The organism is Gemmata sp. SH-PL17, from assembly GCF_001610855.1.
GTDB classification, from domain to species: domain Bacteria; phylum Planctomycetota; class Planctomycetia; order Gemmatales; family Gemmataceae; genus Gemmata; species Gemmata massiliana.
The window spans coordinates 6,106,013-6,126,929 of record NZ_CP011271.1; the positions used below are offsets into that span (position 1 = coordinate 6,106,013).

The window sequence follows — 20,917 nt, forward strand, 5'->3', positions numbered from 1 at the left end:
GTGCGAATCCTCCCAGGAGTTGGAACCCCTGGCTGTTTCTGGCTATGCCCGCTGACCCCATAAGGGTCACAAAGTCCCAGGGGTTGAAACCCCTGGCTACTCCCGGTGGCCCCGTTGGGGCCGCAAAAACAACGGGCGTTTTTATCTCGCTGCCTTCCACATTCGGTCTTCGGACCCCGAAGGGGTCACCGGGAATAGCCCGGGGTTTCAACCCCGGGTTCCCGAGGCCGGTTCCCAACACGCCCCTACTCTTCTTCCTCGGCCACAGCAGGTTTAGCGTCCGCGCCGGGCTTGGCCTTCTTCGGCGCCTTCGGCATCGTGGCGAGCGTGTTCGCGGCCCCACGTGCCCGGGCACGTTTCGAGCGCCGGAGCGCCCGCCATGCGGCCTTGCGCAGCTCTTTCTCGTCATCCTTCGCAGTGCCGATCTCGACCAGCACCTTCTCGGCCGGTTCGGTCGCCATCACGCCCAATCCCTCGACTGCACCCAGGCGTGCGGCCTCGTTCGCCTTGCGGTCCTTCGCGACCGCGGCCAGCGTGTTGACGTCCTTTTCCGCGACGAAGACCGGCAGCGCGACCGGCTGGAGGTGAACATTGGCGGCGGCGCTGGTCACGTTCGCGGCGGAAACGGCCTTCGCGACCACGAGCCGGTTGAAGCCCGGCCGGTCGGAAAGCATCTTCTCCGCGAGCTTGGCGGCGCGTTTCGCGTCGAACCGGCCGAGCAACTCGGCGCTGAGCACTCGCACGTCCGCATCAGGACCAACTGCGAGCGATTCGAGCGTATCCAAAACCGCGGGCGTCACTTTGCCGAGCGCGAGGCAGCGAACGGCTTCGAGGCGGATGCCGCGTGCGAGCGGGTCGTCCGGTCGGGCCTTCGCGATGTTCGCGATGGTTTCCGTCTGAACCCCGACGCGCCCCCCGGTGAACAGCAGGCTCTCGACGACCTCGCCGGCCAACAACAGCGGGTTGCCCTTTGGCTTGTTCCCGCCGTAGTCATCGTCATCATCGTCGTAGTAATCGTCGTCATCATCGCTCGATGGCATCGCACCACCGGCTTTCGCCCGACGGTCCTGCCACGTCTTCCACCACTTCGTGAGCGCGCTCCCAACGGCGTCCTTCACGCTCGCGTCAGGGTTCGCCACGCGACCGAGCAGCCGCGTCGCGAGTCGCACCGTGCCCTCGTCCGCGTGGCTCAGCGACGCGACTGCCTCCTTCACTGGCAGGTTCGGGCGCGTGAGCAGGGCCGATTCCAGTTGCGCCTGAATCTGCGGCGAGCAGCTCGGGAACACGTCCATGATTCGGAGCGCGTCGCCCTTTTTCACGACCGGTTCGAGTGCGCCGCCGTCCTCGCCCGTGTTGCCGACGAAGGAACTCGCGTTCGGGTTCTGGATCAGGTTGTAGTTCGGTTCGAGCGAGTCCTTGCCCCACAACCGGCGGGCGCTCTTATAGGCCGCCATCGCGAGTTCGTAGTCGGTGTTGGTGCGCAGCACCTTTTGCAGCAGGTCGCGCGTGGCCGGGTCGTCGTTGTACCCGAGTTGCTCCGCGGCCGTGGACCGGAGGCGCGACAGCCACCAGCCGTAACCCTTCGCGTTCACTTTCGCGCGGACGATGTCCCAACCGCTCGGCGTGTCGAAGTACCGCAGCCCCACGAGTGCGCGCTGGGCGATGCCCATCTGCCCCTTCGCGTGCTTTTCGAGGAGGCGGAACACGTTGTCCGCCTGCGGGGACTTCTTCAGGTGCCCGATCGCTTCCGTCGCGGCCTCTTGGAGCGGGTTCCCGTCCTCGGTGGCGAGCGCGAGCAGCTTGTCGACCGAGCGCGGGTCGCCGAGTTCGCCGAGCGCGTGAACGGCGCGCACGCGGTGGCTCGTGTCTTCGAGATATTCGATGCCCGACAGGAGCACTTGCATCCCGTCCGCGCGCCCGCCGCGGGCCAGCCCCTCGGCCGCGAAGAACTGCGTGATCGGGTTCTTGTGCTTCACCGCCTTGAGCAGCGGATCGGGCGGCGCCTTGCGCTTGCGGACCCGCCAGCCGTAGGCCTGGAGCGCGGCGTCCCGGAGCTGTGCGTTCGGGCTGGTGCAGAGCGTGGTGAAGATCGCGTCCACGTCGTTACCGAGCGACCACCGCGCCGGTTCGAGCAGCGTGCCGACGATGTAGTCCGGGTCGCCACTGGTGAACGCGCGATCGACCAGGCGCGCGAGGATCGCGTCGTGGCGCGGGTGCTGGTCCTTCATCCACCCGGCGCGGTCGTTCGGGTGCTCGTCCTCGCGGTCGGCGACGTACTGGTCGTGCCCGCTGACGGTGAGGATCGCAGAGTTGAGTTCGTCCTGCCAGTCCTTCAGCTTGTCGAGGAGCAGGAAGAACCGGTCAGCGGTCTTGGGTTCACGGAACCCGGCCGCCGCGCTGAGCAGCATCTTCACTTCGGCGGTCCCGGCCGGGTCGTTCTCGATCCGGTCGAGGAAGGCGTCCGCCGCGCGCTTGTCGCCCAGCCCGGTCAGCGCCTGAACGATGGCGGACTGGGAATTGTAATCCGCGGCCTCGCGCAAGAACTTCGCCAGCGAATCGTAAGCGACCGCGTCCTTCTTTCCGGCCAGCTCGAACGCGGCCTTCTCGCGCACTTTGCGGTAGCGCGACTCCACCGCCGCTCGTAGGAACTTCTGGGCGTCCGCGCTCGATTCGTACTCGGACGCGAGCCACTCCACCGCCTGGAGTCGCATCGGCTCGTAGACGGAATCGAGCGCCTTCTTCGCGACCGGGATCTTCCCCTGTCGGTCGCGCAGGAGTTTCGCGGCTTCGATGGCCAGATCGTCCGACCGCGCGAGCATCACGCGCTCGAGGACCGCTTCACCCTTCTTCGCGCTCGTGCCGTCGGTGAGGAGCTCCAGCCCCTTCACGCCCAGGTCCGTGAAACCCGCTTCAAGCGCCTCGGCCCCGAGTTGCGCCTTGTCCATCCCGAGCGCTTGCAGGTGCTCGAACGCCTGCGTGCGGACCGGCTGGTTGGGGTCGCCCATCGCCTGCGCGAGCACCGGCTGCGCGGCCCGGCTGTACGCCGCGTCCTTCGACGCGATGGCGAAGATGCGTGCCAGCGCCGTTTGCCGGATCTTCCCGATGGGCTGACCGCCACCGCTCGCGCCCTGTTCGCGCACGAGGCCCACGTACCCGCCGAACGCGAGTTCCCGTAACTGCGCGGGGGTGAGCTTCGACGCGACGGGCACGCCGGCCTTCGTTCCGGCGTCTTTTGCGGCCTTGATCGCGGACGCGAAGCGCGTGCTGTGAACGCTCCACGCCGCGTTCCACTCCGCTTGCTCCTTGATGTCGAACAGCGACAACAGTAGCGCCGTTTTCGCCTTGAGCTGCGGTTCGGCGAACGCGAGTAGATTCGCAAGGTCGTCCACCACTTCGGGCGCGACCTTCCAGGGCGTGTCCTCGCCGCGGTCGTTCACTTCCTTAATGACGAACTCGCGGAACGCGACGGGATCGGCGAACGATTCGAGCGCCTGTGCCCCGGTGAGCCGGAACCGCGCGCCCTTCGCGGAGACGCACTCGATGCACTTCTCCGGCTGGCCGTCGGTGTCTTTTAGTTCGAGCAGGAGCGTGGCGAGTAGCGCCCGGTCGCGGAGTTTCTCGTCGGGGCTGTCCAGGTACACGGTGCCCTGCACGCCGGCAGCGGCGCCGAGCGCCACAGTCGCGGTGAACTGCTCCGTGGGCGTGACGACCGCGCTGCCCTCTGTGGAGCGGATCAGCGGAACGACGGTCGCGTCCCCGAGGTACGCCAGCCCGAGCGCGGCGCGGTACTTCACTTCCGGGTCGGAGTTCTGGAGCGCGGACCGCAGAGCGGCCATCGTATCGGCCTTCGCGACCCACACGAGCGCGTGTGCGGCGGCCTTGCGGAGCCGCGCGTGCGGGCTGTCGAGTAGCGGCGTCACGAGGTGGAGCGCACGCGAGTCGCCGAGTTCGCCCAGCCCGAAGAGGGCGTTCGCGACCGCGTCGAGCCAGTCCGAAACGCGCTCCTTCAACTGCGGTTCGGGAGCGGACGCGAGTTCGGTCAGCACGAGGTACGTGGTCTCGTCGCCGTGCTTCGCGAGAGCCGCCGCCGCGCGCACGCGGATGTCGGCGCGGTCGCTCTTCATCGCCTCCTTGAGCGGTCCCTTCGCGTCGTCATCGACCAGGGCGTTCACGGCGAGGAGGCGCACGTCGCGGTCCGGGTCCGCGATCGCCCGCAACAGCACTTGCTGCGCGGCCTTGGAGTGCTTCTTGATTAAGCCCTCGACCGCGAGCTTCCGGGCGTCCGGGAACCGCGACGCGAGGGCCGTTTCGAGGACGCCGAGGTCTTTGTTCTTCTTCGTGGCGAACTCGAACGCTTCCTTCCGCAACCCGGGGTCCGCGTCGTTGAAGAACTCGTACAGGAGCGGCGACGCCCACTCTTCCTTCTCTTGCGCCGTCACTTCGGTGAGCGCTTCGCGCCGCACGGTCGGGTGAATGGATTGCAGCGTGAACCGGAGCGTGTTCGCGGCGCCGCCGTCGATCTTCAGGTTGAGCGCGGCCTTGAACGCTTCGCTGCGCACGCCCGACGCGCTGTCGTTGAGCGCACGCACGAGCAGATCCCAGCCCGGTTCGCCGGGCGCGGTCGGTTTCTTCTTCTTGATCGTCTGAATCAGCGTCTCGAGCCCGCGGCGCCGGACGTCTTCGTCGGCCGCGGTCAGCCCGGACTCAGCGGCGGAGAGGGGCGTCTTGTCGTAGATCTTCACGAGCGCGGTGTACGCCGCGTCACGCACCGAGGCTTCGCGGTCGAACAGCATCGAGCGCAACCGGTTCACAGCGCGCTCGTCGTCGAGTGCGGCGAGCGCACGGCACACGTCGACGCGGGCGCCCGCGTCCTCCTCGCGGCTCAGTTGCAGCAGCAGGCCGAACGCGCGCGGGTCGCCCAGCACCGCCAGCCCGCGTGCGCCCCGCAAGCACGTGTCGAGCGCGCGGCTCGCGGTCGCTTGCAGCAGCGTGTCGTAATCCGTGGGCGCGAGTTTACCCTTCGCGTCCGCGGCCACTTGCGGCGCCGCTTTGTCCGCTTTCTCGGCCTTCTCCAGTTCGTTCAACTGGCGGTTGAGTTCCGTGTCACTCGCACGCAGCACCCCCGCGAGTTCCGGCTTCGAGAGCACGGAGAGCAGGAACGCGACCTTCCGCACGCCCGCGTCGGCGTCTTCGAGCCGGCGCCGAATGGCCGACTGCACCGCCGGGTCATCGAGCAGGTGGCGCTCGTAAGCGCGGATCAGGGCCGTCGCGCGAATGTCGCCGTGCTTCGAGTTGAGTGCGGTGAGGTTCGCGGTGGGCGCCTTCGCGTCGTACACCGTTTCGAGCGAACTGAGGGCCGTCTTCCGCACGTCCCAATTCGCCGCGTCGAGTGCGTCGACGAGTCGCGTGAGCGCCTGATCATCGGCCTTCGCGAGTGGTTCGAGCGCCTTGATCGCGAGCACGCCGACATCGGCGTGGCCGGTCTTCAGCGCGAGGTCGATCGGAAGGAGATCCGGCTTCAGTGGTCGGAACAGCCCCTTAAACGCGATCTCACGCACCTTGCTATCGCCGTGCCCGATCGCCCGTTCGAGGATCTTCCCGACGCGCGGGTTGTCACTCTTCGTCAGCAAATCCGCGATCAGTTCGCGGATCTTGTTGTCGGGGTCGCGTGTGAGCTGTTCGCCGAGGATATCGATGCTGGCGGAGTCCTTCCAATCCGCGAGCACCCGAAGCGCCTTCTCCCGGCGCTTCGGGTCGTACCGCTGGGACAGTTCGTTCTGCACCCAGTCCGCGGCGCCGGTAACCTTCGCGGTCACAGGGTCATCCGGGAACTTTCCATCCGCTTCGAGCTTGATGAGCCGGATGCTGTTGTCGTCGCACGCAACCGCGACATGCGGCTGGTTGTAGACCGTCACAACCGCCAGCGCAACAACGCGGCCCACCACGTCCTTCAGCGTGCTCGGTTTGATGGCACCCGGGCGCGGCCAGTTCTTCAGTGTCGCGTCGCGACTGCCCGTCACGAACCGGTCACCGGGCACCAGCACGAGGGCCGTCAGTACGTCCTCGTGCATGTTCGCGCGGCCCTTGTCCTCCGGTTCGAGGCTGCCGCGTGCGAACGTGGTGAGTAACTTGTTGTCGGCCCCGGCCGAGAAGAACCGCAGTTCCTCCGGCTCGAACTGAATCGCCGTGACCGCGCCGTCGTGCAACTTCGCGGACTCGGACGGCTCGAACTCGTCCTTGTCCTGCCCGTCGAAGACCGCGACGATGCCCTTCGTGGTCCCCGCGGCGAGCCAGTACCCGCTCTTGTCCACACTCAAACACGTCCCCGTGTCGGGGAGTTCGAGCGTCTGCTTGATCGCGCCGTCCTTGTCCGAAATGATGTCGATCTGTTTGCCGTTCAGAACGGCAATACGCTTCTTCGCGACTGGCACGATGGCCGCGATGTCGCCAGCGAATGGCCCGGCGAGGAGCTTGGGCGCCTTCTTGCCGCACTCGTAGAGGCGCTTGTCGGTGCCGCCGACGTAGACCGTGTTCCCGTCGGCCGCGATCGCGGTCCCGCCGCACTCCAGCGCGTCTTGTTGAAGGCTGAGCTTATCGACGTCGAGCCAGTACAGCGCGGTCGGGGCACCTTCCGGGTGAACCGTCACGAACGCGAGCGACCCGCCGATGCCTACCGCAGCGCGAATGTCGCCGCGGTACGTCTGCGACTTGCCCGGCCCGGCTTCGCCGAGCGCTTTGGGCGCGGACTTCGGTTCTTCCGGCGCGCCCGCCTCCCCGGATTCGTCGCTCTCGTCTTCGTCCTCATCCTCGTCGTTGTTGCTGAGTTCATCGACCGCTTCGCCCAGGCGCTCGATCTGCATGCGGAGACCTTGAATCTGTCGATCGAACGGCACGCCTGGGATCAGCGGTGCAACAGGGCCGGTGTTCGATTCGGCATCGGACTCACCGACCGCGGCCAGTTCGTCGTTCAACTCGGTGAATATCTCGTCCGGGAAGTTGTAAACGAGGTCATCGAGTTCGCTGAAAGCGTCGTCAAAGCCGTCTTCCGGGAGCTGGTCCTTCACTCGCACGAAGGCGCGCATTACCGAAAGCAGCGCGCGGAACCGGTCGCGGAGCGGGAGCCATTTTTTGGAGGCCATGTTACGCATCCTCCTTCTTCAGTTCGGGGTACTTGTGGCGGATGCGGGTGACCGCGACCAGACACGCGGCGCGTTCGCTCGGCCCGCGCGACGTCATGAACTCGTCCAACAGCGGGAGAATCCCGCTCCCGAACTCTTTGTCTTCCAACCCCAAGTCGCGCATCACTTCCACGAGGTCGAGTTTCGCGCGGCGCGCCGGGAGCGGCTTCACGCTCACCACCTTGTCGGGCTTCGGCGCGTTCGGGTCAGTGGAGTCCGTGTCTTCGACCGCGTCGCGCGACTTCTCCGGGCGCCCGGGCGGGATCTCGAACAGGATGCGCCGCAGGAACTCGCTCAGCGTCGGCTTCTCCGCGGGCCACTTTTCGGGCCGGTGCGGGACGCCCTCGCCGCGATTCGCCGCGGCTTTCTCGGCGTCCTTCTTGGCCTTCGCGCCGACGGTCGGTTTCGGGGGGAGCGGCGGTTTCCAGTCCGGCGTCAGCCCGCGGTCGCGGTAGACGGTCCACAGCGCGCGGATCACGAACGCGCGCACCTTGCGGTCCGGGCTTTCCGAGAGCCGGAACAGTTCGTCCGGGACGCGGAGTTTCGGGAGCCGCTTGATGAGTTCCATTCCGAGAGCGCGTGTCTCCTCGTCGTTCGACTCACAGAACCGGTACACGGCGCTCGCTTCGAGTTTCGCGGGATCGAGCCGGAACGGGCGGTTCGGCGGCGTGTCTTCCGCAAGGAGCGACTTCGCCACAAAGCGCCGAACGTCCATGAATGGGATGTCGGCCATGCTGACGAGGTAATCGACGCCGGGGTTCCAGCGCGCGAACTCCCAGCTCGCCAGTTCCAGTGCGAACTCGCGCAGCGGCTTACGACTCTCGCTGAAAAGCGGGAACACGCGCTCCAGCGTGAGGAACGATTGCGGGATCTCCGCGCCCGGGTCAACGGGCTTATCGGTGAGCTTCTGCGCGATGTCCGAGTGGTGGCGGCGAACGTATTCGCGTGCGAACCGACCTACGGGCGCGTCCGCGGGGCCGGGCGCGATGACGAGTTGCCACAGTCGCTCGCAGCCGCGTGTGGTCGCGTCCGCGGTCGCGGTCACCTGCTGACCGGAGAGCATCTGGAGGAACATCGTCTCCGAGATGATGCTGATGTTCGCGCCTTTCGAGTTCAGTTCCTCGGCCTTGACGTGTTTGGCGCCCTTCGCGCCTTGGCCGAGGAACGGCGAACCCGAATCGCCGACAACGAGGTAGTGCAGTTTGGGCGACACGTTCGCGGTGGGTACGCCGTTGGCGGCTTTCACCTGCGCTTCCGCGTCCGCCGGGGTGATGTTCGCCAACTTGCCCGTGAAGCTGAACGTCGCCTTGCCGAGATCGACTTTCCCACCGGTCGCGGGCGCTGCAGCAGTTGTAGTGGGTGCGGGCTGTTCGTCACGCGGCGCGAAATCGGCCGGGAGGAACGTCCGGATGAGTCGGTCGCTGGCGAAGTCGTGGTACATCGGTTCGCTGCGGGCTACGAGCCGCATGAGCCAATCGAATCCGAGTTCCGTGGTCGTGAACTTGCGCACGTCCTGGAACCAGCGCAACACGGTCGCGGCGCGGCTCTCGTCGAACGACAGTTCCTTTCCCCACGCGCCGTTCTTGACGCGGAACTCGGCCAACCACGGCGATGCGTCCCAATCGGGCTGGAACGCGATCATCTTCAGGAAGTCCATGCCGAGCGTTTGGGCCTTCTTGATCTTGCCTTGGTTTACCCAGTTGGTGACGTGGGTCGCGGTCGGCGGGAACAGCGCGAGCCACTTGAGCAACTCGCGGTCGAGCGCGTCGAGTTCGTAGTGCTTGGCGAGTTCGCCCGCGGCGTAATCGACCACGCGCTCGCTCTTGTTGCTGTCGTCCGGGTCGACCTTCTGGAGCAGGGTGACAAAAAACGCGGCCCCGAGTTCCTTCAGGTTGTGAATCTTCGGCAACAACTTCGTGGCGAACCCGAACGCTTCGTCGCTGTCCGAGAGCATCCGCCCCTGGAACCATTCGGGCGTGAGTTCCTTCGCGCCGAAGTGCTTGGTGATCGCGTCCGCGGCGAACTTGTGGCCGTGTGAAGTTTCGAGCAACTGGCCCCACGCATCGAGCCCCACACCCGTGCGCGGGTCTTTCTCGCCGAGGAGGTCGCGTGCGAGTTTCCGGACGTCTTCGTTGTCGTTGTTCGCGAGCCGGATGAGTTCACTCACCGGCAAGTCGCGTGCGTGGGTGCGTGCGTAGTTCGCCGCATACTTCCGCGCATCGGCCGACGGCGAATCGAACAGTTTTAGAACCGCTTCGTGCAGACCAAGTGAGCGGAACGCGGACTGCTCGAACTTCGGGACGTTCTGAAGCAACCACACCACGAAGTCGTGAATCGCGCGACTCGGTACCGCGACGAGCCGAACGACCCAGGCCGGCTCGGTGTCGCGGAGCACTTGGCGGAAGTCGGTCTTCAGCGCGGTGGTGGCGTAGTCGCGGACCGCGTCGGACTTCGCGCGTTCCAGCAGCGAGAACAGCGGGCGGTGGCTGCGCTTCCAGAGTTCGCCGTAAGCGCGGTTCTTCAGGTTGGTGGGGTCGGCGCTCTTGTCGTTCCAACTGAACCGGAAGTTGGAGCGCCCGTACTTCTTCGAGTCGTGGAACAGGATGTGGTTGAACACCCACGTCCCGGTCAGTCGGACGTTGTCGGTGTAATTGACGAGGAACTCGCTCGCGACGTCGGGGTACGTTGCCGGCAGGTGCAGCCCGACGCGGCGCAGATAGCGCCAGGCCCGGCGCGCGCAGTATGCGATCGTCGCGCCGCTCACCTGTTTGTTGTAACTGCCGCCCGCGTGCGCCATATCGAGCCGCGCCGCGATCGCGCCGTAGATCTCCGTATCGTTCCGGGCCTCCGACTCCTTGAAGATCCGCTTGATCGCCTTCCACGGGCCGTAAACGAGCGGCACCTTCGCGATGATGCGCAGGAGGTAATCGCGTGCGAGCGCGTCGTTCGATTCCCACAGCGCGAAGATCACCTCGTGGACCTTCAGCTTGTCCGCGAGCGGCACCTCAGCGCCCGGGTCCTCGAGCGCCTTGAGCGTCTCGACGCGGTAGTGGGCCTGCTCCTCGCGCGTCTTCTGGCGGTAGCGCCAGTCGCGCAACTGGGACAGGAACTTATCGAACGTGAGTGCGCCCGAGCGGATCGGCTTTTCGGGCGTTGGGGGCGGTTGGGTACAGAGCTGTTCGATCAGGGTGATGAGTCGGGGGTCGCGCGCGTCCCAGGCCTTGCGGACATCGTCCAGCGTCAAAACCGCCGCCATTGGAGAGGCTCCAAGTGTCGCTTCTACCGCGCCCGCGTCCCGCTCGCCGGGGACGACGTGTTGTTCAGACTTCTGAGACGCAGACGAGGGAACGTCTACTTCCCGACCTGGATTGTGGAAGGCTCACGGCACCGCCGGCCGTCCCCCGACCGGTACGGTCACGGAACGACGACACGCGGGGTTGTTCCAGACCGTGACCGTACCGGTCGGGGGACGGCCGAAAGCGGTGCTGGAACAGCCTTCCTCAAGCGGAGTCGCCTGACAAGCGCTCGGACGACGCAACATCGTCCTGTTGCAGAGCAACGAGCTAAACAATTCCCTCGTCCGCGTTTCAGAAGTGAGAGAAGGTTGTAAACGACCGGCGCCGCGGACGCAAGCGGCGTAGTTTTCATTTTTTCAGTTCATGCCGAGCCTTTAAAAGCACAAGGCCCGCGGAAAGTATCCGCGGGCCTTCGTGGTCGGTTCCGAGTTTACTTCTTCCCCTGGTTCGCGGAGCGCTCACGGCACCGCCGGGCGGGGCGCCGGCGCGCGCGGCGCGAAACCGCGACCATCGGGGTTGTCCCAGCTCGCGCGGCGCGCGCCGGCGCCCCGCCCGAAAGCGGTGCTGGAACAGCGTTCCCCGAGACGAACGTGGCGGAGAGTGCTCGGACGACGCAACATCGTCCTGTCGCAGAGCGACGAGCTAAACACGCGGAACACAACACCACGAGTCTACCCGGCCGTACTACACTCCGCAAGAAGGCGCGTGTAAACGTGCAACAGACGCTCCCGAACCGGTTGTGCCCGAAGGGACACGGCGCGCTGCAACTCGACGTATTCCTCGCGGCCCGCGCGCGTTTCGATCCGGACCGACTCGAAGCCGTAGCCGCTCAGATCGTAGGGGCTGGCGCGCATATCGATCTCGCGTGCGAAGCGGGCCACCTCGAAGGCGTCCGCCACCACGCTCGACGGGCAGAACGGCGCGATCTTGTACGCGAACTTGTAGAGGTCCATGTTCGCGTGAATGCACCCCGGTTGGTCGTGGTCGGAGGTGGTAACGCGGGTCAGTTCCCAGCGGTTCAAAGGCACTGCGGCCGGCGTAAAGAACCGGAACGCATCGTAGTGCGTGCAGCGGAGCGGCTGCGAATCAACCACGGCGTCCGTTTCTTCGCGCGACAACCGGAGCGGAACGTAGGGGTGCCGCACGTTCGGGTCGCGGTAGACCATCGCCCACTCGTGCAGCCCCAAGCACGCGAACGACGGCTCGCGCGCGAGCACGGCTCCGAGGTAGTTCGCGGCCCACTCAAGGTACGAGCGCCGGTGCGCCGGGAACGCACTCGCGGGGAGTAACAGCCCGGTGTCGGTGAGCGTGAACTCGCTCCACGGCACATCGGCGCGGGTCGCTCCTTCGAGCACGACTCCGAAACCCGGTGTCCACCGCAGCAGGTGCGCGGGGCGGAACGAGTAATACTCGAAGAGGAAATCGTAAATGGGGTGCTTCTGCCCGCGTGCCATCCGCGCCGTGCGTTCTTCCGCCCACGGCGTCACTCGCGCGAGGTACGCGACGCGATCGGCGGGCCAACCTCCCGAGAACCCCTCCACAACCCCTCCCCTATGCGGAGAGGGGCTTAAAACCACCGATGCCTCTGCTCCCCCTTCCTTCGCCGCCGGTCCGCGAGAAGCTCCGCTGACAGGACCGGCGCACGAAGAGGCGAAGGGGGTTTGGGGGTTAGGTTGCCTTTCTCCCCCTTCCTGGGGGTTAGGTTCCTCACGTTCCGTCGGCACAACCGTCACAATTTAATCCTCAGCACCCACACAATCCGGACGGTACACTTTCCTTCACCATTTTATCAGAGTGAAATAGCACGATGCCCGAAGCGCATCCCATTAAAGTGTTGCTCGTCGACGACCAGCCGATGGTCGGCGAAACCGTGCGCCGCATGCTCGCGGACGAACCGAACCTGGAGTTCCGGTTCTGCCCCGACCCGACCAGCGCCATCGACGTCGCCAACGAGTTCAAGCCCACCGTCATCCTGCAAGACCTCGTGATGCCGGACATCGACGGGCTGCAACTGGTGCGGTACTTCCGCGCGAACTCCGGCACGCGCGACGTTCCGCTCGTCGTGCTGTCCAGTAAAGAAGAACCCACCGTTAAGGCCAAAGCGTTCGCACTCGGGGCGAACGATTACATGGTGAAGCTGCCCGACAAGCTCGAAGTCGTGGCCCGCGTGAAGTACCACTCGCGCGGGTTTGTGGCCCTGCTCGAACGCAACGAGGCGTACCGCGCCCTCGCGGAAACACAGCGCGAAATGGCCGCGGAACTCGCTCGTGCTGCCCGGTACGTCCAATCGCTTTTGCCCGTACCTCTCACCTCCGGCCCCATCCGAATCGCCTGGAAGTTCGTGCCGACTACACAGCTCGCCGGCGACATGTTCGGCTACCACTGGCTCGATCCCGATCACCTCGCACTCTACCTCCTGGACGTGAGCGGGCACGGGGTCGGATCGGCACTGCTCGCGGTTTCGGCGGGGAACGTGCTGGCCACGAACTCGATCCCCGGGACCGATGCGCGCGACCCGGGCGGGGTCGTCACCAAGCTCAACGACATGTTTCAGATGGACCGTCAGGACGGCAAATACTTCACCATCTGGTACGGAGTCTACCGGCCGTCGGAACGCACCCTTGCCTACTGCAACGCGGGCCACCCGCCCTCGTTCCTGCTCTCCGCGGGCACGATTCACTCGCTGGAAGCCGACGCACCCGCGGTCGGGATGATGCCGGGGCTGCCCTACGCGACCAACACGGTTGCCGTGGCCGAGGGCGCCCGGCTCCTCGTGTTCAGCGACGGCATCATGGAAATCGAGCAGGCCGACGGCACCATGTGGCCGTTCTCCGACTTCCTCGACCGCATGACGGCCCAACTCACCACGGACGGCGATTTACTCGGCCGGCACCTCGATTTCGTCCGCGAGCTCAGCGGGCACGAGGTACTCGCGGACGATTTTTCGATGATGGATGTGCGGTTTTAACCGCTTATTCCACTTACGCATCCTGCGGCGCATGGGTAAGGTCCGGCGGCTGGTCGAACTCGCTGGACTGCACCTATTGGGCAGGTACTATCGCCTGTGTCGATACTCCCGCATCACACTGGCGCGCACCCATGCTCCGGCTCCGCGATGTTTCCCTGCGCGTAAAGCTTAACGCCCTTCTCATCGGGTACACCGCGACCGTCATCACGGCGCTCGGGTTGGCCGGGTACGTCTTGGACCGGTACCGGGTGGGCGGGTCCGCGTACCACGACGTCATCGAGCGCAAACAGCTCCTGGACCAAATGAGCCCGCCCCCGCTCGTCATCGGGCGCGTCTATTTGATGCTCCACGAAATGGACAACGCCGGGAACGACGAGGAGCGCCGCAGCGCCCTGACCCGGTACCGCGAGTACGAGGCCGAGTACCACGAGCGCCAGAAGTTCTGGCTCTCGAAGCCGGACCTCGACCCGACCGTGCGCAAGGCACTGGAAGTATCAGCGCACCAGCCCGCGCTGGAAGTGTTCCGGATCGCCAACGACGAGTTCATCCCGAAGAACCGCGACGAGAAGACGCGCAAGGACGCGACCGTGATCCTCCGCGACAAGATCAGCCCGCCGTACCGCGATCACGTCAAAGCAATGCGCGAGGCGGCCAGCGCGGTCGAGGGTGCGACGCGGGCCAAAGAAGCCGAAATCACCACCAACATCGCGTCGTGGGCCAATGTCACGACCGTGCTGAGCATCGCCGCGGTGAGCGTGTTCGGGCTGATCGGCGGGGTCATCATCCGGAGCGTCGTCAAGTCCACGAGCGCCCTGAACGCGCGCGTCCACCTGATGGCGACCGGGGCCGGCGATCTGACCGCGCGCCTGGCCGTCGACGGGGGCGACGAACTGGGCCAGCTCGCTGAAGGTATCAACGCGGTCATCGGTAAGATCCACGGCATCGTCATGAAGGTGCGCGAGTCCAGCTTGCAGCTACTTTCGATCGCGACGCAGATCGCCGCCACCGCCCGGAACCAGGAACAGACGGTGAACAACCTGAGCGCCTCGACGACCGAGGTCGCGGCGTCCGTGCGCCAGGTGTCCGCGACGAGCAAGGACTTGGCCGGCACGATGGACGAGGTGAACCAAACCGCGACGCACACGTCCGAACTCGCACGCAACGGGCGCGACAACGCGACCCGGATGGCGACCGAGATGAAGCAGCTCGTCGAGTCGACCGCGAGCGTGTCCACGAAACTCGGCATGATCCGCGAGAAGGCCGACAGCATCAACGCGGTAATCACGACCATCTCCAAAGTCGCGGACCAGACCAACCTGCTCTCGATCAACGCCGCGATCGAGGCCGAAAAAGCCGGCGAGTACGGCCGCGGGTTCCTCGTGGTCGCGCGCGAGATTCGTCGGCTCGCGGACCAGACCGCGGTCGCGACGCTGGACATCGAAACGATGGTCCGCCAGATGCAGGACGCGGTGTCCGTGGGCGTGATGCAAATGGACAAGTTCGCCGACGAGGTGCGGTCCGGCGTTCAGCAGGTGACGAAGATCAACCAGATGACCCACGAGATCATCAACGAGGTACAGAGCCTGAGCGGGCGGTTCTCCCTCGTGAACGACGGGATGCGGAACCAGACGACGGGCGCGCAGCAAATCAACGAGGCGATGACCCAGATCGCCGACGCGACCCACCGCAGCGCGCAATCGATCAAGGAATTCGAGCGCACCGCCGCGCACCTCCGCAGCTCGGTCGAGGGACTGAACGAGGAAATCGCGCAATTTAAAACGTGAAGCCCACCCGTTCATTAACATTCGCGGTTCACCCAATCCCTTGGCGAACCGCGAATGTTAATGAGCGGGTGGAACCAACGATCGAGCAGTTACACTAAAAGAGCACTGCGCTCCGCGATAAAGCCCCGCAGACCGAGCGCCGAACATGCTAGGACTCGTTTTCCAGGTCGGGCCGGACAAAGTCGTGGTGGACGTGCGCCGCGTTCACGAGGTCGTTCCGCGCGTGCAACTGACGACCGTTCACGGGTCGCCGCCGTGGATCGCCGGGGTGTTCGTGTACCGCGGGCGCATCGTGCCGGTCGTGGACCTGCACGCGCTCGCCGGGGTCGGCACGTGCCCGCCGCACCTGAGTAGCCGCATCATCCTGTTCCCGTACCCGCTCGGGATCCCCGAGGCGCTGGTCGGGGTTCTCGCAACGCAAGTCGCCGAGATCCGCGAGATCCGCCCCGCGATCACGCAAGCGATTCCGGGACCGTCGGGCCGACCGGGGCTCGGCCCCGCGCTCGTGGACGGCCCCGGAATCCTGCGACTGCTCGACCCGGACTGGCTCCTGAAGCAACTCGCCCCGAGTTCCGGCGGGCTGATCGAAGCGGGGACCGAGTCGTGATCGCCGCCGTCATCGAGAAGGTCGTGCGCGATCGCCTGGGACTCGACCCCGCGGCGCTGGGGACGAGCGTCCTGGACCGCGTCATCGAAGTGCGCATGAAGGCCCGCGGAATCACGGAGCCGTCGCTGTACGCCGCGCGGCTCATGACCGAATCGGCCGAACGCGACGCACTCGCGGCCGACCTCGTCGTGCCCGAAACGTGGTTCTTCCGCGGCAGTCACGCTCTGTTCGACCGGTTCGCGGCCTTCGTTCTCCGGTGCGCTCAAAACGCACGCGGCCCCGTGCGCATTCTGAGCGCACCGTGTAGCACCGGCGAGGAGCCGTACTCCCTGGCACTCGCGTTCCACAATCACCTCACAGGCCCGATCGCCTACACCATCGACGCGATCGACCTGTCCGAGCGCAACTTGGGGCGCGCGGCCGAAGCGCGGTACCCGTCGTCGGCGTTCCGCGAGCCCGGACCGGACCCGCGCCCCGCGTACTTCCGCAAAACCGGCGACGTGTGGGAACTGTTCCCGCACATCCGATCGAAAGTGCGGTTCCTCGTGGGGAACCTCGCGGACCCGCTGCTGCTAGCGGGCGAGCGCCCCTACGACCTCATTCTGTGCCGCAACGCCTTCATTTACCTGACGCCCGACGCCAAGCAGCGGGCGATGATGAACTTCGACCGGCTCCTCGCGCTCCACGGCTGGCTGTGCGTAACACCGGCCGAAGCCGAGCGCCTGCCGCCGGGCCGGTTCGTACCCGAAGGGCCGAACATGTTCGGCATCTACCGGCGCGTGGAAGTCGATACTCTCCTCCCCGCCACGCGGATCGAACAACCGCTGCCCATCGAAACACCCGCGCCCGTCCCTCGCGCTCCTCAGCGCGACACGAACGGCCTAACCGTCGCGCGCCGGCTCGCCGACATCGGGCGTCTCACGGATGCGCGAGCGGAGTGCGAATCGTTCCTTCGTGTTCACCCCACGAGTGCTGATGCACTCGCGCTGTTGGGCGTCATTCACCTCGCCACCGGGAACGAGGACGCGGCCTTCACCGCGCTCGGTAAAGCGCTCTATCTCGCGCCCGACCACCCCGAAGCGCTCAGTCACATGATCGGATTGTGCGACCGCCGCGGGAACTCGGGTCGGGCCACGGCTCTGCGCAAGCGCCTCGCGCGATCGGAGGGAGCATGACCGCGAAACCGCTCACCGTGGTCCCGCTGGACCAGTGCTGGAACCGCATCGGCGTGCGTGGGGACCGCTCGTGCCCGGAGCTGGAAAAGGTCACCCACTGCAACAACTGCCCGGTGTTCGCAGCGGCCGGCCGCCGGTTCCTCGACGCACCCTCGCCGCCCGGTTACCTCGACGAGTGGACTCAGCGGCTCGCGGTCCGCGAAGAAGTGCGCGAGGGTGACGAATCCAGTGTCCTCGTGTTCCGCCTGGGCGACGAGTGGCTCGCGCTGCCGGTCGCGGTGCTGGTCGAAGTGACGCGCCCGCGCCCGCTGCACCGCATCCCGCACCGCGGCGGATTGCTCGCGGGTCTGGTGAACATTCGCGGCGAGCTACACCTGTGCGTGCGCCTGGACCTGATCCTGGGCGTAACCGTGCCCTCCGACAGCGACCCCGATCTGCGCCGACTCGTGGTAATTCGGCGCGAAACGGAGGGCTGGGTCTTCGCGGCCGACGAAGTGGACCAGGTTCACCGCGTGCTGCTCCCGGACCTCGCGTCCGCGGCGCCGACCCTCGCCCGGTCGCACGGCAAGCTGACACGCGGAGTGTTCCCCCACGCGAACCGGTCGATCGGCCTGCTGGACGACGGGCGCCTGTTCCAAACGCTGCGGGAGCGCCTCCGATGAGCGCCATCGATGCGTCCATGTTCGAGCTGTTCCGCGAGGAGGTCAAAACTCACACCGACACCCTCGGTGCGGGCCTCGTGGCGGTCGAATCGCGCCCCGGTGATCCCGCGCTACTCGAAGAACTGATGCGCGCCGCGCACTCCATTAAAGGGGCCGCGCGGATCGTCAACATCGACACCGCGGTGCGCCTCGCGCACGTCATGGAAGACGCCCTCGTTGCCGCGCAACACGGGCAGATCCGGCTCACTTCAGCGAACATCGACGTCCTGCTTCGCGGCTCCGACATCCTGGCCGGGCTCGCGCTCCTGGCGCCGGACACCGTCACCACATGGGAGGCGGAGAACACCGCGGCCGTCACCGCGCTCGAACCGCTCTTGGTGGCCATTGCGAAGGGGCTGCCTGAAGAACCTACCCCCCCATCCCCCCTCCCTGAAGGGAAGGGGGAGGAAAACAACCCCTCCCCAACCCCTCCCCTAAACGGAGAGGGGCTTAAAACCACCGATGCCTCTGCTCCCCCTTCCTTCGCCGCCGGTCCGCGAGAAGCTCCGCTGACAGGACCGGCGCACGAAGAGGCGAAGGGGGTTGGGGGGGTAGGTTCTTCCCCCTTCCCCCCCGTGCCCATGTTCGAGCCGGTCACGATTCCGACCGAGCCTATCGCGTTACAGGCCGATCACTCGATGTTCGACCTGTTCCGCGAGGAAGCCCGCGAGTACCTGCAAGCTATCGCGAACGCGGTCCCGCACTTGTCCACGGACCCAACCGCGGCCGAATCGATTTTGGAATCGCTGAAGCAGCTCCGTGGCGCGGCGCGCCTCGTGAAGTGTGCGTCGATCGCAGACACAGCCAGCGCGGTGAGCGAGTTTATCCGCGCGTCGCGAGAGGCGAAAAAAACCTTCTCCCCCCCAGCACTCGAATGGACGCGCTACGCACTCGCGACACTCGCAGGGGTACTCGCAACCGACAACGACACGTTCCCGGAATGGGTCGAAACATCGCACCCCGCGCTCGCAACGATTGCGGACACGTTTAAACACGCCGCGAAAGAACAAAGCCGACCTACCCCCCCCGCCCCCCGCCCTGAAGGGAAGGGGGAAGCGGAGAAGAACCCCTCCCCAACCCCTCCCCTAAGCGGAGAGGGGCTTAATACCGAAGACGGTTCTGCTCCCCCTTCCTTCCTAGGGAAGGGGGCGGGGGCGTTAGGTTCTTCAGACAACCCCTCCCCAACCCCTCCCCCAAGGGGAGAGGGGCTTAATACCGAAGAGGGTTCTGCTCCCCCTTCCTTCGCCGCCGGTCCGCGAGAAGCTCCGCTGACAGGACCGGCGCACGAAGAGGCGAAGGGGGCGGGGGCGTTAGGTTCTTCCCCCCCGCCCCCTCCGGCCGAAACGGTAGTGCGCGTCAGCGCGAACAGCCTCAACCGGCTGATGGGTCTCGCGGGCGAGTCGCTCGTGCAAGCGCGGTGGTTGCCATCGTTCTCGACGGCGCTGCTCAAATTGAAGAAGCACCACGACCTGCTCGCCACGATGCTCGACACGGCGTACCACGCCGCGAACAGCGGGATGCCCCCGGACCAGCTCGCGAACCTCATTTCCGATACCCGGCGCCAGTGGGTCGCGTGCCGTCAGGAGTTGGGCGAAAAGACGTCGGACTTCGACGACCACGCGGCGCGGGCCGAAGACCTCAACGCCCGGCTCTACCGCGAGGTCATCGCGAGCCGGATGCGGCCGTTCGGTGACGGCGTTCACGGGTTCCCGCGCATGGTCCGCGACATGGCGCGAACGTTGGGCAAAGAGGTGCGGCTCGCCATTGCGGGGGAAACGACCGAGGTCGATCGCGACATCCTGGAAAAGCTCGAATCGCCGCTCTCGCACCTGATCCGCAACGCGATCGACCACGGCATGGAATCCCCGAACGTGCGCGCCGCGGCCAACAAGCCTACTGCTGGGACGATCACACTGGAAGCCCGGCACCGGGCCGGGATGCTGCTCGTCTCCGTGTCCGACGACGGCGCGGGCGTCGACCTGACGAAGCTCCGCAAGAAGATCGTCGAGCGCGGGCTGAACGCGGCCGACATGGTGGCCAAGCTCACCGAAGCGGAACTGCTCGAGTTCCTGTTCCTGCCGGGATTCAGCACGGCCGCATCGGTTACCGAGTTCTCCGGGCGCGGGGTCGGACTGGACGTCGTGCAGGACACCATTCGCAAGGTCGGCGGGAACGTCCGCATCACCACTACGCGCGGCGCCGGGACCGCGTTCCATCTCCAGTTGCCGCTCACGCTCTCGGTGATCCGCGCGGTCGTGATCGACGTGGCGGGCGAGCCGTATGCGTTCCCGCACACGCGCATCGACCGGCTCATCCGCGTGCGCCGCGACGAAGTGCGGTCGCTCGAGCACCGGCAATTTGTTACAGTGGACGGGCAGAACGTCGGCCTCGTCATGGCGGCGCAGCTCCTCGACATGCCCGCCCCCCCGCCCGTCGAGGCGGAAGTGCCCGTCGTACTGCTGAGCGACGGGACCGGCGAGTACGGCCTGATCGTGGACTCGTTCCGCGGCGAACAGGATCTCGTGGTGCGCCCGCTCGATACGCGACTGGGTAAGGTTCCGAACCTGAGCGCCGCGGCGATCCTCGACGACGGGTCGCCCGTTCTGATCGTCGACGTCGAGGATCTGTTCCGGTCGATGGACCAGTTCATCCAGACGGGTTCACTCGTGCGGTGCGACACCCGCCCGGCCGACTCGGGGCACAAGAAGCGCGTGCTCGTGGTGGACGACTCCATCACCGTGCGCGAGGTCGAGCGCCAGTTGCTGCTGCACAAGGGGTACGAGGTCGCGGTCGCGGTGGACGGCATGGACGGCTGGAACAAGGTCCGCGCCGAGTCCTACGACCTGCTCGTGAGTGACATCGACATGCCCCGCATGAACGGGTTACAACTCGTCCAGGCCGTGCGCGCGGACGAGCGCCTCCGCGACATCCCCATTATCATCGTCTCGTACAAGGAGCGCGAAGAGGACCGCATCCGGGGGCTGGAGGTCGGCGCGAACGCCTACCTCACGAAGGGCAGTTTCCACGACAACCGGTTCATCGAAGCCGTAACCGACCTGATCGGCGTGGCCGACGTTTAATCCGTTTCGGCCGCGTTACGAGCCACAACCGCACAGGAGCGGTGGCACTACATGTGCAACAAGAAGCAGAAAAAGAGCCGCGGATAACGCAGATTACGCGGATCAGGCAAAAGAGCGATTTATCTCTC

At 66.0% G+C, this 20,917-nt stretch carries 9 protein-coding genes; 6 read left to right on the plus strand and 3 right to left on the minus strand.

Annotation, left to right across the window (positions count from 1 at the left end; translation table 11 throughout):
• Positions 1 to 245 precede the first annotated feature (245 nt).
• The 3 genes from VT84_RS25150 to VT84_RS25160 all read right to left on the minus strand — a co-directional run bounded on the left by VT84_RS25150 (position 246) and on the right by VT84_RS25160 (position 12,015).
• Entirely contained in the window at positions 246 to 7,139 is a 6,894-nt protein-coding gene (locus VT84_RS25150; protein WP_162271847.1) for a HEAT repeat domain-containing protein, read from the minus strand.
• 1 nt (position 7,140) lies between these two features.
• Positions 7,141 to 10,434 (minus strand): BRCT domain-containing protein, encoded by a 3,294-nt coding sequence (locus tag VT84_RS25155; RefSeq protein ID WP_082841429.1) that lies wholly within the window; start codon positions 10,432 to 10,434, stop codon positions 7,141 to 7,143.
• 711 nt (positions 10,435 to 11,145) lie between these two features.
• Positions 11,146 to 12,015 carry a 3-methyladenine DNA glycosylase gene (locus tag VT84_RS25160; RefSeq protein WP_239465471.1) on the minus strand — a complete coding sequence of 290 codons (870 nt, stop codon included), beginning with the start codon at positions 12,013 to 12,015 and terminating at the stop codon, positions 11,146 to 11,148.
• A gap of 266 nt (positions 12,016 to 12,281) precedes the next feature.
• On the opposite strand from VT84_RS25160, the gene VT84_RS42025 reads away from it, so the two are divergent.
• The 6 genes from VT84_RS42025 to VT84_RS25190 all read left to right on the plus strand — a co-directional run bounded on the left by VT84_RS42025 (position 12,282) and on the right by VT84_RS25190 (position 20,789).
• Positions 12,282 to 13,442: a SpoIIE family protein phosphatase gene (locus tag VT84_RS42025; protein WP_082841430.1), complete on the plus strand. Its 1,161-nt coding sequence runs from the start codon at positions 12,282 to 12,284 to the stop codon at positions 13,440 to 13,442.
• Between the two features lie 131 nt (positions 13,443 to 13,573).
• The gene (locus tag VT84_RS25170; protein ID WP_082841431.1) at positions 13,574 to 15,226 is read left to right on the plus strand and encodes a methyl-accepting chemotaxis protein; all 1,653 of its coding nucleotides are present in this window, start codon (positions 13,574 to 13,576) and stop codon (positions 15,224 to 15,226) included.
• Between the two features lie 145 nt (positions 15,227 to 15,371).
• Positions 15,372 to 15,833, plus strand: coding sequence for a chemotaxis protein CheW (locus VT84_RS25175; protein ID WP_052560271.1), 462 nt, complete (start codon positions 15,372 to 15,374; stop codon positions 15,831 to 15,833).
• Positions 15,830 to 17,008: a CheR family methyltransferase gene (locus VT84_RS25180; protein WP_082841432.1), complete on the plus strand. Its 1,179-nt coding sequence runs from the start codon at positions 15,830 to 15,832 to the stop codon at positions 17,006 to 17,008. Before VT84_RS25175 ends, VT84_RS25180 begins: the two co-directional genes overlap by 4 nt.
• A complete protein-coding gene (locus tag VT84_RS25185; RefSeq protein ID WP_052560269.1) occupies positions 17,005 to 17,670 on the plus strand; it encodes a chemotaxis protein CheW in 666 nt (221 codons plus the stop codon). Before VT84_RS25180 ends, VT84_RS25185 begins: the two co-directional genes overlap by 4 nt.
• On the plus strand, positions 17,667 to 20,789 hold the full coding sequence (locus VT84_RS25190; protein WP_082841433.1) for a hybrid sensor histidine kinase/response regulator: 3,123 nt from the start codon (positions 17,667 to 17,669) through the stop codon (positions 20,787 to 20,789). The genes VT84_RS25185 and VT84_RS25190 overlap by 4 nt, the downstream gene beginning before the upstream one ends.
• Positions 20,790 to 20,917: the final 128 nt, after the last annotated feature.